Origin of the sequence: Botrimarina colliarenosi, from assembly GCF_007859955.1 — a bacterium.
Lineage (GTDB): Bacteria > Planctomycetota > Planctomycetia > Pirellulales > Lacipirellulaceae > Botrimarina > Botrimarina colliarenosi.
Genome location: NZ_SJPR01000004.1, coordinates 395,161 through 408,842, shown reverse-complemented (window position 1 = coordinate 408,842; position 13,682 = coordinate 395,161). Strand labels below are relative to the sequence as shown.

The 13,682-nt window shown below is 66.2% G+C and carries 14 protein-coding genes; 7 read left to right on the top strand and 7 right to left on the bottom strand.

Features of this window, described 5'->3' with window-relative positions:
* The first annotated feature begins 535 nt into the window (after positions 1-535).
* The 6 genes from Pla108_RS15695 to tsaE all read left to right on the top strand — a co-directional run bounded on the left by Pla108_RS15695 (position 536) and on the right by tsaE (position 6,615).
* On the top strand, positions 536-949 hold the full coding sequence (locus Pla108_RS15695) for a hypothetical protein (RefSeq protein WP_197526609.1): 414 nt from the start codon (positions 536-538) through the stop codon (positions 947-949).
* 699 nt (positions 950-1,648) lie between these two features.
* Positions 1,649-2,893 (top strand): outer membrane protein assembly factor BamB family protein, encoded by a 1,245-nt coding sequence (locus Pla108_RS15690; RefSeq protein WP_146445904.1) that lies wholly within the window; start codon positions 1,649-1,651, stop codon positions 2,891-2,893.
* 181 nt (positions 2,894-3,074) lie between these two features.
* A complete protein-coding gene (locus tag Pla108_RS15685; protein WP_146445903.1) occupies positions 3,075-3,530 on the top strand; it encodes a hypothetical protein in 456 nt (151 codons plus the stop codon).
* 179 nt (positions 3,531-3,709) lie between these two features.
* Entirely contained in the window at positions 3,710-5,092 is a 1,383-nt protein-coding gene (locus Pla108_RS15680; protein WP_231934529.1) for a trypsin-like peptidase domain-containing protein, read from the top strand.
* Between the two features lie 144 nt (positions 5,093-5,236).
* Positions 5,237-6,163, top strand: a complete 927-nt coding sequence (thiL, locus tag Pla108_RS15675) for a thiamine-phosphate kinase (protein ID WP_197526608.1) — start codon at positions 5,237-5,239, stop codon at positions 6,161-6,163.
* Positions 6,160-6,615 (top strand): tRNA (adenosine(37)-N6)-threonylcarbamoyltransferase complex ATPase subunit type 1 TsaE, encoded by a 456-nt coding sequence (gene tsaE / locus Pla108_RS15670; protein ID WP_146445901.1) that lies wholly within the window; start codon positions 6,160-6,162, stop codon positions 6,613-6,615. The genes thiL and tsaE overlap by 4 nt, the downstream gene beginning before the upstream one ends.
* Here tsaE and Pla108_RS15665 read toward each other — a convergent pair.
* The 3 genes from Pla108_RS15665 to hslV all read right to left on the bottom strand — a co-directional run bounded on the left by Pla108_RS15665 (position 6,612) and on the right by hslV (position 9,431).
* Positions 6,612-7,343: a hypothetical protein gene (locus tag Pla108_RS15665; RefSeq protein WP_146445900.1), complete on the bottom strand. Its 732-nt coding sequence runs from the start codon at positions 7,341-7,343 to the stop codon at positions 6,612-6,614. The two genes, tsaE and Pla108_RS15665, sit on opposite strands and share 4 nt — an antisense overlap.
* A 185-nt stretch (positions 7,344-7,528) precedes the next feature.
* Positions 7,529-8,875 carry an ATP-dependent protease ATPase subunit HslU gene (gene hslU, locus Pla108_RS15660; protein ID WP_146445899.1) on the bottom strand — a complete coding sequence of 449 codons (1,347 nt, stop codon included), beginning with the start codon at positions 8,873-8,875 and terminating at the stop codon, positions 7,529-7,531.
* The gene (gene hslV, locus Pla108_RS15655) at positions 8,868-9,431 is read right to left on the bottom strand and encodes an ATP-dependent protease subunit HslV (RefSeq protein ID WP_146445898.1); all 564 of its coding nucleotides are present in this window, start codon (positions 9,429-9,431) and stop codon (positions 8,868-8,870) included. The genes hslU and hslV overlap by 8 nt, the downstream gene beginning before the upstream one ends.
* 331 nt (positions 9,432-9,762) lie before the next feature.
* Between hslV and Pla108_RS15645 the strand changes: the two genes are divergently transcribed.
* A complete protein-coding gene (locus Pla108_RS15645) occupies positions 9,763-10,344 on the top strand; it encodes an isochorismatase family protein (RefSeq protein ID WP_146445896.1) in 582 nt (193 codons plus the stop codon).
* 134 nt (positions 10,345-10,478) lie between these two features.
* Here the strand turns inward: Pla108_RS15645 and Pla108_RS15640 are convergent, their stop codons facing one another.
* The 4 genes from Pla108_RS15640 to Pla108_RS15625 form a co-directional block, all read right to left on the bottom strand.
* Complete coding sequence (locus tag Pla108_RS15640; protein WP_146445895.1) at positions 10,479-11,432, bottom strand: cell division protein FtsQ/DivIB; 954 nt, start codon at positions 11,430-11,432, stop codon at positions 10,479-10,481.
* A 76-nt stretch (positions 11,433-11,508) separates the two neighbouring features.
* Positions 11,509-12,390: a UDP-N-acetylmuramate dehydrogenase gene (gene murB, locus Pla108_RS15635; RefSeq protein ID WP_146445894.1), complete on the bottom strand. Its 882-nt coding sequence runs from the start codon at positions 12,388-12,390 to the stop codon at positions 11,509-11,511.
* A 124-nt stretch (positions 12,391-12,514) separates the two neighbouring features.
* Positions 12,515-12,991: a tRNA (cytidine(34)-2'-O)-methyltransferase gene (locus Pla108_RS15630; protein WP_146445893.1), complete on the bottom strand. Its 477-nt coding sequence runs from the start codon at positions 12,989-12,991 to the stop codon at positions 12,515-12,517.
* Between the two features lie 264 nt (positions 12,992-13,255).
* The gene (locus tag Pla108_RS15625; protein WP_146445892.1) at positions 13,256-13,579 is read right to left on the bottom strand and encodes an HU family DNA-binding protein; all 324 of its coding nucleotides are present in this window, start codon (positions 13,577-13,579) and stop codon (positions 13,256-13,258) included.
* Between the last annotated feature and the right edge of the window lie 103 nt (positions 13,580-13,682).

Genomic DNA, 13,682 nt, shown 5'->3' with positions numbered 1-13,682 from the left:
CAGGTGAGACGCCCCGGTAGCGTCCCTTGCCGGCCACGCACTCAACTTCCATTCGCATAGAATCCCGCCTGCGCCTCTCAACGAGCCGAGGTGAACAAGCCCGACGGCACGCTAAGTGGCACGGAATCGCTGGCCAACCACGCTACCGCTGGTAAGATACGGCCTCGTAGTGAGTACGCTGGCTCGGTTGTCGCTTCCAAGAACCGTTTTCTCGTAGGGACTTTCGCCGATCGGATGACGTCGAGAGTCCTTTGCGGCCCTCGACTTTTAATCCGTTGGTCGTGGGTTCGAGTCCCACCGGGCTCACTTTGTTTTCCTTGTGGCTGGATTCTGGCCGTCGCCTTTTCTCGGGCGGATTTAGCCTGCGAGCTGAGGATAAGCCTGGCGCCAGGCGCCAGGCGCCATGCCCACGCTCGCGTGGGCATGTAAGCTAAGGCGAACTTGCCCGTACGGCTCATGGCCACGCAAGCGTGGCCTCCTCTCATAGGTTCACCCGGCTCGGAGTTCCGCAAGCAGCAACGCAAGTATTGGCAAGATGAGTTTGACAGCGGGCGATTCGATGAGCTTCTTGATTAGCAGAGAGTCCCCCGACAGCCGCTACACGCTCGTCATCGAAGATAATGGACGAGTGGCCTACGCCTACTTGCAGGAAGGCGATGGTATTGTGTCGGACGTTTGGCTCTACAATCGCTGTGAGACACCTGTGGAACCCGAGTGGCGGAATCGAACGAAGATGCCGTTTGCGAATCCGCTCGGCTTTGGCAACGAGAATGATCTCGGGCCTATCGAATCGGAAGCCGATGTGAAGGTGCGGTGGGAAGGACCAACGGCCCAAGTCGAGCTTCATGGATTGTTGTGGGCGATCCTCCAGAACGGCGATAAGCCTGGACGTTGCCGCTTGGCCTTGAAGAATGGACCGCTCGCAAAACTTCTGGGTGAAGCATCATGAAGGCTCGGGAGATTCTTGAGAACCGACAAGGTGAATTAACCGGCGGCGTCCTAACTTCTCGCGGGTGGCCCCGGCTGTCGTGAGCGAGCGGTGTTGCCGGCCTAATCGTTCTGCCCGAACGATTGTCGGGGTGCGTAGCAACAAGAGGCGATCGACTCTCGCCCCCTCAGGTGAGACGCCCCGGTAGCGTCCCTTGCCAGCCACGCACTCAACTTCCATTCGCATAGAATCCCGCCTACGCCTCTCAACGAACTGAAGGGGACAAGCCCGACGGCACGCGAAGTGGCACGGAATCACTGGCCAACCACGCTAACGCTGGTAAGATACGGCCTCATAGTGAGCACGCTGGCTCGGTTGTCGCTTCCAAGAACCGCTTTCTCGTAAGGACTTTCGCCGATCGGATGACGTCGAGAGTCCTTTTCACCCTCGACTTCTAATCCGTTGGTCGTGGGTTCGAGTCCCACCGGGCTCACTTTGTTCTTCTTGCGGCTTTGTTTTTTCTTGCGGCGGGTTTCTTGTCGCCACCTTTCTGCGGGATGGGTTGGGCCTGCGGTCCGGGCCAGCGGGCTGGGGTTGAGGCGCCGCTCTTTTCGTGGGTCGGTGGGGCCGTCTGGTAGCTTGCCGCCGTTCTGTCGCTGGCGGAAATCGGGTTCGTCGCCTACAAAAAGTTGCCTGCCAACTTTCTTTGGAGCCGACCCGATGCGTTTTTTTTCGATAGCGCTGGCCCTGTTCCTCGCCTCGGCCGTTGACGCCCAAGATTGGCCTCAGTGGCGGGGGCCGACTGCCGACAACCACGCCGCCCCCGGCGCCACGGCGCCGGTGGCTTGGTCAGAAGACAGCGGGCTGGCTTGGAAGACGCCGGTCCCCGGGCGGGGCCACTCGTCGCCCACGCTGGTCGGCGACCGCATCTACCTGATCACGGCCGACGAGTCCGCCCAGACGCAGTCGCTGCTCATCTTCGACCGCTCGAGTGGCGAGTTGCTCCGCGAAGTGTTGACGCACCGAGGCGGACTCGCCGCGCGGATCCATCCGAACAACACGCACGCCAGCTCGACCGTCGCCTCGGACGGCGAGCGGGTCTTCGCGTTGTTTTGCAACGAAGACGCCGCGATTGTCACGGCCTACGACCTGGCGGGCGACAAGCTCTGGCAGAAACGGGTCGGTGGGTTTGATCCGCAGCAGTTCCAGTTCGGTTTTGGTTCGTCGCCGCGCTTGGTCGATGGCCTGCTCGTCTTGTCGACGGAATACGACGGCCCGGAGAGCGGCCTCTACGCGGTCGATCCGGCGACGGGCGATACCGTTTGGTCGGCGCCGCGCGTCAAAGAGCTGTCGTACTCGACGCCGTCGATCACGCCGGTCGATGGCGAGAAGCAGTTGCTGATGAGCGGCAACTACTCGGTCTCGTCGTACGACCCGCAATCCGGCAAAGAGCTCTGGAGCGTCGAGGACATCACCGCCCGCGCGACGTGCGGCACGATGGTGTGGGACAAGTCGCTCGGCTTGGGATTCGCGAGCGGGGGTTTCCCCGACCCGTTCACGCTGGCCATCGAACTCGGCGGCGACCACAAGGTTGTCTGGCAGAACAGCGTGAAGTGCTACGAGCAGTCGTTGCTCGCGGCGGACGGACACGTTTACGCCGCGTCAGACAACGGCGTCGCCTACTGCTGGCGCGCCGGCGACGGCAAGGAGATGTGGAAGAGCCGGCTTGGCGGCAAGTTCAGTTCGTCGCCGCTGCTGGTCGGCAAGGCGATCTATGTCACGAGCGAGCAGGGGACGACGCACGTCTTCGAGGCGAACCCCGAGCGGTTCGTCCGGCTCGGCGAGAATCAGCTGGGCGACTCGGGCTTCGCGACGCCGACGCCGGCCGATGGCCGCCTCTATCACCGCTACGGAAAGACCGAGGGGGGCAAGCGGCAGGAGTACCTCGTGGCGATCGGCGAGTAATTGGCGATACGCAAGTCGTCGTGAATCGGCCGCTGGGCGGCGCCTTCGACAGTGGGCTTGCTGACGAATTGTGAAGCTGGGCAAGGTCTGCCGGTTTTGCCGAAGAGGGCGGCCATAACGGCCGATACCTCTGAGGAGCCGCTCGGTCGTCGGGCGGCGGGTTCCTCCTTCGGCGTCAACGATGCGACTCAGCGGGCTCACTATCGTCGCGGCGATGGCGTTGCTAGCCACTGGCTGCGCCGTCGCGCCGCACCCGCAAGGGCCGTCGAACGGCTCGGTGACGCATGACGTCGTGGACTACCTGCACCGCGAGTGGCCGCTCAACGGCCGCCCGGTGGTGCCGGCGGACGCCTGCCAAGGATCGTGCTCTTGCTGCGGCGGAGGGGCTGTGCGGGCTCACCAGAACGGTTACAGCGCGACGCCAGCGACCGAGCTGCCGCCCGAAGTCTGGAGGGACGATTGGAACCAACCGGGCTGCCTGGGGCACTCCCGGGGCTACACCGACGACCCGCCACCCGCGGTGCCGCTCGAGGCGGGGGGGCCGGGTCGCTTCTTCCCGGCGCCGGTGAAGCCGGTTTTCGCCCCACAGGCCACTTCTGAAGTTGGATTTGGGCCGATCGTGAAATCAGCCCGTTAAGGGGTGTCAAACTAGGGCGTCTGTGAGGGGGGCCGAATCTGCGGCTGGAGACGAATCTGCGGAGGGCCGATCGACGATCGTGCCGACCGCACCGATCGGCCGGTTGTAGGGAGCTTCACGCGGCATGCCGCGTGGACGATCCCGGCCGCTCGCCACGCTCCCGCCCGCCGCCGCACCCTATGCCCGTCGCCGAGTTGTTACGTCGCCGTTTGTTGTGTGGGGCTGGCCTGCTGGCTGTCGCCGCGTCGTTGACCGTTGGCTCCGCTAGCGCGGCGGAAGTTTCGTCGATGCGGATGACGCCGATCGTCCGCGCCGTCAAAGCGGCCCGGCCGGCCGTGGTCAATATCCAGGGGCAGAAGTCGGTCCCCGACGAGAAAGGCCCCACCGGCGCCGTGCGCCAGGTCAATGGCATGGGGACCGGCGTCGTCATCGATCCGCGCGGTTATGTCCTCACCAACCACCACGTGGTTGACGGCGTACGCCAGATCCGGGTGACGCTCGACGACGGGACGATGGATATCGCCCGCGTCGTCGCCCACGACAAGCGGACCGACCTTGCCGTGATCAAGATCGAAGTCGGCCGGCCGCTGCCGGTGATCGAGGTGGGCAGCTCGCTCGACCTGATGCCGGGCGAACCGGTCATCGCGGTTGGCAACGCTTATGGCTACGAGCACACCGTGACCCGCGGCATCATCTCGGCCCTCGGCCGCGACGTGCAGGTCAGCGACACCCAGGCGTACGACGACCTGATCCAGACCGACGCCAGCATCAACCCGGGCAACTCGGGCGGACCGCTGCTCTCGATCGAGGGCAAGATGATCGGCCTGAACGTGGCGGTCCGGGCCGGCGCCCAGGGGATCGGCTTCGCCATCCCGATCGATCAGGCGCTGCAGGTGGCCGCCGACCTGATGAGCGTCGAGCGACTCGAGAACAAGTGGCACGGCATTGAGATTGGCACGACCCGTGACGGCTCGAGCACGATCGTCCGTCGGGTTGCGCCCGGCAGCCCCGCCGCGCAGGGCGGCGTGCGGCCCGGCGACGTCATCACTCGGCTGGGCGATGTCGATGTCGCCCGCGCCCTCGACGTGGAACGCGCGCTGCTCGGCCGGCCGGTCGGCGAGCGGGTCGCGATGGAGGTCCGCCGCAGCGGTCAGGCGGTCGATCTTGGGCTGACCGTCGCCCGTCGCGGGAGCGGCCCCGTGCGGGAAGTCGCGGCCCGGTTGGCGTCGAGCACCACGCCGACCGAAGACGACGGCGCCTGGCAGGTGCTCGGCATGAAGCTCAATGTCGAGCCGAAGTCGACCTTCGAGTCGCGTAGCAGCCGCTACCGGGGCGGGATGCGGGTGGTCGACGTGCGGGCCGACGGCCCCGCCGCCGCCAAGGGGATCCGCTCGGGCGACATCCTGGTCGGCATGCACCGCTGGGAGACCGCTTCGGAGGAAGACATCCGCTACATCGTCACCAACGACGCCCTGGGCAGCTTGGACGAGGTGAAGTTCTACATCCTCCGCGGCGACGAGACGCTCTACGGGGCGATGCGGGTCAACGTGACCCGCCGGTAGGGTCCGCTGTACGGACCGTGCCGTTGACGACGCGGCGCGGTTGACTCGCCTCCGGGCAACCCGGGCCGATTTGATCGCCGCCACGATGTTCGGGCCTTCTGTCCCCCTTCGACGGTCTTCACACTCGACCCTACGATGGCGGGTATGGAACTCGATTTTGTCGAATGGCTGCGTCAGCGGATGCCGAAGAGCTCGCAGGTGCGGATCGGGATCGGCGACGATGCGGCGCTTCTCACGTTAAGCCGCCCCGAGCTGGTGGCCACGGCGGATTTGCTGATCGACGGCGTCCACTTCTTGACCGCCGAGCACCCCCCCGAGGCGATCGGCTACAAGGCTTTGGCGGTGAACCTCAGCGACCTCGCCGCCATGGCGGCGAAGCCGGCCGGGGCCTTGGTGAGTCTGGCGTTGCCCCGCGACGGAGCGGGCGGCCTAACGCCTAGCGAGCTGGCGAAGCGTCTCTTCGACGGGATGCTGCCGCTCGCCGAGGAGTTCGGCAGCCCCATCGTTGGCGGGGACACCAATGTCCACGCGGGTCCGCTGGTCGTGTCGGTGACGGCGCTGGGCGAGCCAACCGGCCGCGGCGTGGTTCGCCGCGACGGCGCCCGGCCGGGGGACGTCTTGCTCGTGACGGGGGAGCTCGGCGGCAGCCTGGCGGGCAAGCATCTCGGTTTCACGCCGCGCGTGACCGAGGCGTTGACGCTCCACCAGACCGTCGAATTGCAGGCGATGATGGACCTTAGCGACGGCCTGTCGCTCGATCTGGCGAGGCTTTGTAAGGCGAGCGGCGTCGGCGCCGTGGTGGAAGCGGCGGCGGTCCCGATCAGCGCGGCGGCTTCGGCCCTCGCTATGACCACCGGCGATTTGCCGCTTAAGCACGCTCTGTCCGACGGCGAGGACTTCGAGCTGCTACTCTCTGTTTCACCCGATGACGCCGATCGTTTGCTCTCCGACACGCCGCCCGGTTGTCGACTGATCGCGATTGGTAAGGTGGTGGCCAGCGAGGGCGTTACGCTTCGCCAGCCAGACGGCACGATGGAGCCCCTCCTCACCTCCGGATACGAGCACCGATGAGCCAGACCATTGAAATCGCTGACGAGGCCGGCACGGTCGCCCTGGGCGAGCGGCTCGCCACGGCGCTGACGCCGCCGGCGGTCATTGCGCTGGTGGGCCCGCTGGGCGCCGGCAAGACGCGGCTCGTGCAGGCGGTCGCGTCGGCGCTGGGCGTCACCGAAGAGGTCACGAGTCCGACATTCGTTCTGGTAAACGAGTACCGCTCGGGCCGCACGCCGATCTACCACCTCGACGCCTACCGCCTCAAGGACGAGGACGAGTTCATTGAGCTTGGCGTCGACGAATACTTCGCCGGACTCACGTCGGCGGGCCCCGGCCTGACGTTTGTCGAGTGGGGCGACCGCTTCGCCGGCTGTATGCCAGCGGGGACCGTCACGATTCGGATCGAAGTCGTCTCCGACACGCGGCGACGCGTCACGATCGAAGGGTTTCGCCTCTTGGCGACGGCCTAAGCGTCGACGGGCGTCATGTCGGGCGTTGGCGCGGCGTCGGAATCGACTTCGGGCTTGCCGCCCACGATCTTGTCGACGCCGACGTGCTGCTCGATGAGGTAGAAGATCCGGTCGGTGGTCTTCTTGTGGTACTTGTAGTTGTCGATAACGAAGGTCCGCTGCCGCCCGTTGGCGCCTTGGTACCGTAGGCGGGCGATCCCCTTGTCACGCCATTGCTTCTTGTCGATGGCGGTGACCTGATCGAGGGAGAACGACTCGCCCCAGCGGCTGGTGATCCCGTTCTCGTTCAGCTCGAACCAGCGCCCATTGGTGCGCCAGACGGTGAACAAGAACCATAACCCACCCAGGCCGGCGAAACCCGCCATCACGTACTGGCCGAGGATGTCGCCTTCGGTGCGGAGTTTCGCCGGAGGAGCCAACAGCCAACCTTCGGCGGTCGCCTTCGCTTCCCACGCTTCTTTCAGCTCGGGGAAGTCGGGAAGCTGCTTCTTAATCAGTTGATAGGCGTCGTGCGCGCCGTGGCCCGCTTGGGCGATCTCCTTCTTCTTGTCGTTCGGCAGGATCTCCTCCGCCAACTCCATCAGCGCCACGCCCCGGACCTGCTGGTCTGGGTAGTTGATGTACCCGTCGTAGAGGCAATAGAACATGAAGGCGATCGCCCCCAGCCCCAGCCACTTGAAGCGGCTGTAGAACTTGGGGTTATTCTCGGCACGGAGGGGGAGGCTCACGTCTCGCACTCGTGGGGTCGCGATGAAGAAGGTGGAGGAAGGAGACGGCGTGCGTCCAATCACGCTGCTCCGATATTCTGATCGGACGGACCTGTTTCGCTCAACGCGTTCTTGGTTTTCAGCCCCCCTGGAGGGAGGCTGCCGAGCATCGAAGCGGTGCGACCGGTGCGACCGGAACCGCGGGACTACAGGATGTAACGGCTGAGGTCCTCGTCTTGGGTGACTTCTTCTAGTCGCTGGCGAACATAAGCGGCGTTAATGGGTACGGCCGCCCCCTCCATGTCGGATGCCTCAAAGGAGAGTTCTTCGAGCAACCGCTCCATAATCGTGTAGAGCCGGCGGGCGCCGATATTCTGGGTCGATTGGTTCACCTGGTAGGCGTATTCGGCGAGGGCGTCGATCGCGTCGTCGCCGAACTCGATCTGGACCCCCTCGGTCGCCATCAACGCCGCGTACTGCTTCGTGAGCGAGCCGCGGGGCTCGGTGAGGATCCGGACAAAGTCGTCCTTCGTCAGGTCGTCCAGCTCGACGCGGATCGGGAACCGGCCCTGCAGTTCGGGCATCAGCTCGCTCGGCCGCGTCTTGTGGAACGCCCCGGCGGCGACGAACAAGATGTGGTCGGTCTTGATGTAGCCGTAGCGGGTTTGGACGGTCGTCCCCTCGACGATCGGCAGCAGGTCCCGCTGCACGCCCTGCCGCGAGACGTCGGCCCCCTTGCCCCCCTCGGTGGCGACCACCTTGTCGATCTCGTCGAGGAAGATGACGCCCGACTCCTCGGCCAGCTCGATCGCTTCGAGGTTGACCTTCTCGCCATCGATGAGCCGCTCGCACTCTTGCTCGAAGAGCACGCCGCGGGCGTCCGCCACGGTCATCCGCCGGCGTGACACCTGCTTGGGGAGCATCTTCTCGATCATGCCCTGCACGTCGATGTCCATCTCGCCGCCGCCCGGGCCGCCCATGCCGGGGATCATCATCGCGGCCGCCTTCTTCTCGATGGCGATCTCGACGGTGCGGTCCTCCAGCTCGCCGGCGACGAGCATCGCCCGCATCTTCTCGCGGGTCCGCTCGTGTCGCTCGGCGCTGTCCTCGACCCCGGCGCCGGCGTCGAACGAGTTCGGCGTCGGCACGAGCTTGTCGAGCAGCTGCTCGTTGGTGCGCCGTTTCGCCTCGTCTTCGACGTCGGCCCGCATCCGCTCCCGCACAAGGCCGATGGCGTTCTCGACCAGCTCGCGGACCATGCTCTCGACGTCGCGGCCGTAGTAACCGACCTCGGTGTACTTGGTCGCCTCGACCTTGATGAACGGCGCGCCGGTCAGCTTCGCCAGCCGGCGGGCGATCTCGGTCTTGCCGACGCCCGTCGGGCCGATCATCAGGATGTTCTTCGGCGAGACCTCCTTGCGGAGCTCGTCGTCGAGCTGCCGCCGGCGCCAGCGGTTGCGGATCGCGACCGCCACGGCGCGCTTGGCGTCGGCTTGCCCGACGATGTAGCGGTCGAGTTCTTCGACGATCTTCTTGGGCGTCAATTCACGCACGGGTTGGGTCCACCGCCTGGACGGTCTCCACCACGATGTTGTGGTTGCTGTAAACACAGATGTCCGCCGCGACACCCAGAGCCGCCCGAACGATCTCCTCCGCCGAGAGCGACGAGTGCATGGCCAACGCCCGGGCGGCGGCGGTCGCGTAGTTGCCGCCCGACCCAATTCCCAGGATGCCGTCCGAGGGTTGGATCACGTCGCCGGTCCCGGAGATCAGCAGCGTGTCGCGGGCGTCGGCGACGGTGATCAACGCCTCGAGCCGGCGCAGCGCTCGGTCCATCCGCCAGTCCTTGGCGAGCTCGGTCGCGGCCCGCGGCATGTTCTGAGGGTAGTCCTTGAGCTTCGCCTCGAACCGCTCCAGCAAAGCGAACGCGTCGGCCGCCGAGCCGGCGAAACCGGTCATCACCCGGCCCTCGCCCAGCAGCCGCACCTTGCGGGCGTCGGCCTTCATAACGGTGTCGCCGAGGCTCACCTGCCCGTCGCCGCCCATGGCGACGACACCATCCTTGCGGACGGTGAGAATGGTGGTCGAACGGATGCGCGGAAGAGCCATAGAAGGGATTGTCGGCGGCTCGCGACGGCTTGCCCAGGGGCGCTGAGGGCTCCAGGGCCACTCAGCGAGCGGCATCGCCCGGTGAATCGAACGGTTTGGGCTTACAGAGCACCGACTTTTTCGCCGCTGCCCGACCGCACTTGAGGCAGGCGTGCTTTGGGCATTCGACCAAGGCGCGCAGCTCGTCCCAGTTCTCACGGAGGTCTTTTTTCGACCAGTCGCAGAGGGACTTTTCTTTCGACAAGGCGGCAGGAGGACGCTAAACGCTTCGGCCGGTAGGATGTCGGGTTCGTAGCCTTCATTGTACCCCGACGGGGAAGGAACCGCGGCGATGCCAAGCGAAACAACGTCCCGCAGCCCTCTGCTGATGAACCGCAACGAGACCGCCCTGCTGGTGGTCGATCTCCAAGAGCGGCTCCTGCCAGTCCAGCCAGACGCCCCGCGGGTCGTCTGGAACGCGCGTCGGCTGATCGATGGCGCGAAGGCCCTCGGCGTGACGGTTGCGGTTACCGAGCAGGTTCCGGACAAGCTCGGCCCGACGACGGCCCTTCTCGCCGAACGACTGCCGCCGCCTCACACGAAAACCGCGTTCAGCTCGGCGGCCTGTCAGGACCTGATCTCGGCCTGGCACGACGCGGGCGTCAGGCACGTCGTGCTAACGGGAATCGAGACGCACGTCTGCGTCGCCCAGACCGCCCTCGACTTGCTGGCGGCGGGTTTCGAACCGAAGGTAGCCATCGACGCAGTCGGCTCACGCCACTCGATCGACCACGAAACGGCTCTCCGCCGACTCGACGCGTCGGGTGTCACCCTGACGACCACCGAGGCGGTCCTCTTCGAATGGTGCGAGACCTCGGCCGACCCCGCGTTCCGTGCGATCAGCGCGTTGGCGAAGGAGAGGCGTGAGGCTTGAGGCCCTGAGGGTCGCACGGTGGGTATCTGTGGGAGGGGTCTCCGACCCCGATTACGGCGCCCACCTCGCATCGGCATGGAGCGCGGAATCGGGGTCGGAGACCCCTCCCACAGAAATGGGGCGCGGATTCTCGACTATTTTGTCGCAGTCTCGTCATCGTCCTTCGACGCGACGCGGTTGCCTTCCTTCTTAACGACGCGCGGATAGGCGGCGTCGCCGTCGCGGACGTCGATCATCGCGGGACTCTTCGCGACCGAGTCGAGCGGCCCGTGCTTGGCGATCGCGCGACGCAGGTTGCCGAGCTTCTTGGCGAAGGGTGCTTCGTCCGGCGGCGAGAACCCGGGGGCTCCGCCCCAGACCACCACCGTGTTGCCGGTGGAGACGACGTTGTAACTCCAAAACCGCTGCCCGGCTCGCACGCCGGGGGTGTGGTCGATACGGACCAGGAACAGGTCCAGCTCGCTCCAGGCGGACCCGAAGGAGCCGACCAGCGCCAGGGCGCCGGCGAGCCGCGGCTCGAGCCACAGCTCGCCCACGGCGGGCGGGCGGACCGTGGCGTCCGTCAGTTCGATTCTCGGCAAGTACCTGACCGCGTCGGCCGATAGGTCGCGCGTCGGCAGCAGGGCGCCGTCGAGATCGACCGGCAGCAGCGCGCCGCCCAACTCGACCGCCGCCAGCGGCGTGCGGTACTCCAGTTCGAGCGTCACCCGGTTCGGTGGCGTTTTGGTGATGGCGCCGACGCTCCGGACCCACGGGTGGGTCACGAAGGTCTGGGCGAGGCGTTCCTCGAGGCCCGCCGGCGGGTCGAGCACCGAGAGCTGTCCGTCGAGCCCGCCGACGCGGAAGACGTCGGCGGTGACGTCGCCCCGCACCCAAGCGGGCGGCGCGGTGACGGAGACGCTGGCGGGCGTCAGCAGATACTGCGGGCTGTGGGCGACCTGCGGACGGACGGCCAGCCAGGCGCCGCGGGTGGCGAGCCCCAGGGCGGCGAGGATCGCCAACGAGAGCAGCACGCCGCGGCGCGCACGGATGGTCTCGCTGAGCCAGCCGGCGATGTCGCGCGGCGGGTTAGGACTTGGCGCGGACATGGCGACCCCCTCCGTGGGGCGCAGGGCAGGGTGCTAGCTGAGCCGCGACGCAGCGGACGCGGCTCGACGACCTGCCTTACCAAATCTCGATCGCCAGCTCCAGCTCGATCCCCATCCGCTCGTCGATCCGTGAACGGACCAGATCGATCAGCTTGAGCAGGTCGGCGGCGGTCGCTCCTTCGGCGGCGACGAAGAAGTTGGCGTGCTTATCGCTCACGGTGGCGCCGCCAACCGACGAGCCCTTCAGGCCCGCCTGGTCGATCAGCATGCCAGCACTCATGCCGCGCGGGTTGAGGAACACCTGGCCGCGGCGTTCGTGGCTCAATGGCTGGGCCGCTTTGCTGACGATCCACTGCTTCTGCATCCGCTTGGTGAGTTCCGACGGGTCGGCCGGGTCGAGCTCGAACACCACTTCGAGAATGGCCAGTTCGTCGAGGCTGCTCTGGCGATAGCCGAAGACCATCTCGTCGCGCGAGCGGGTGATCGTCTCGGCGGTGCGGGTCATGACGGTGGCTTCGACGACCCACTGACCGATATCGCCGCCGCGGCCGCCGGCGTTGTGATGCAACGCGGCCCCGACGGTGCCGGGGATGCCGACCAGCGTGTCGAGCCCCGCCAGGCCGGCGCGGACGGTTTCGTTGATCACCGCGGCGAGCGACGCGCCGCCGCCGACGATGGCCCGTGTGCCCTCGATACGGACGCCGCCGAAGGCCTCGTGGTCGAGTTGCAGGACCGCGCCGCGGACCCCTTCGTCACGCACCAGGACGTTCGATCCGCCCCCCAGCACGCGGGTCGGCGCCGACGCGTCGCGGCAGCGGCCGATTACCGTCCCCAACTCGTCGACATTGGTCGGGCGGACGAGCCAATCCGCCGGGCCGCCGACGCGCAGCCAAGTCCGGTCGGCCAAGGCCGCGGAAGGGACGAAGATCGATTCGAGACCGGCGTTGAGTTCGGGCATAAAGCGTATTCAAGGCGAATTGGGGGCCCAGTGGAAGGCCGTCGTGGTCGGTGATTCGCTCCCGGCGCTGGCGCTGAGGGCTCCCACCCCCCCCTTTGCGATCCAATCCGCGGCTTTGAGAGCCCTAAGCGCCAGCGCCGGGAGGCAGCGTCCCCGCTTGGCGGCACGCCTCGTACCCCGCCAGCGCCACGCTGACCGACAGGTTGAGGCTCCGCACCTCGGGCAGCGTGGGGATCCGCAGCCGACGGCCCTCGGCCTGCTGGATCAGGCTCGGCGGCAATCCGGAGGACTCGCTGCCAAACACCAAAGCGTCGCCGGCGGCGTAGTCCGCCTCGTAAAAGCCCCGGTCGCCGTGCTTCGTGAAGAGCCAGAGTCGGTCGGTCGGCAATTTCTGTAGGAGGTCTTCCCAGTCATCGACGACTTCCCACTCGAGGTGCTGCCAGTAGTCGAGCCCCGCCCGGCGGAGTTGTCGGTCATCGACTTGGAAACCAAGCGGCCGAACGAGCCACAGCTTCGCCCCGAGCGCGACACACGTGCGGCCAACGCTCCCCGTGTTGTAAGGGATCTCAGGCTGGTACAGAACAACATGCAACGAAGACATCAGCGCATCGAAATAAGATGGCAATAACAGAAGGCTAGAGAGCCCTAAGCGTCAGCGCCGGGAGTTGAAGCGGGGACCCGGCGTCACTCCCGGCGCTGGCGCTTAGACCTCCCGAACGGCGCGCTAGGCAAGGTAACTCGCAGGGCAGGCGACGCTGGGGGAACGTTGTGTCGACAACGAAGATCAAAAAAACGAAAAAATGGCGGGCCGGAATTCCGGCCCGCCATTTCGCCTGGCTTGGTTCGACGCGAGTCCTTGTGGAACTCAGGCGACCATGTCCTTGAGCTTCTTCAGCGGACGGACCTTGACGACCGTGCGGGCCGGCTTGGCCTTGATGGTCGTGGGCTCACCGGTGAAGGGGTTGATGCCTTCGCGTTCCTTGGTGGCCGGCTTGTGCTGCAAGGTGATCTTGCAGAGGCCGGGCAGCGAGAACATCTTCGGGGCGCCACGGCCGGCGAGGGCCTTCTGGATCTGGGCGTCGAGCGCGTCGAAGACTTCACCGACTTGCTTCTTCGTCAGGCCAGTGGCCTCGGCGATGCCAGCGTAGATTTCGGTCTTGGTGGGCGCTTTGGGTGCGGCTTTCGCCATGGGGGGGTATCCTCCGGTCGTAACGATTAGCTCGCTTGGCGAAAGCCTAGCGAGACGCAGGTAAGTGATAGCTACGTCGGGCCGACGACTCGACGGGCGTGAT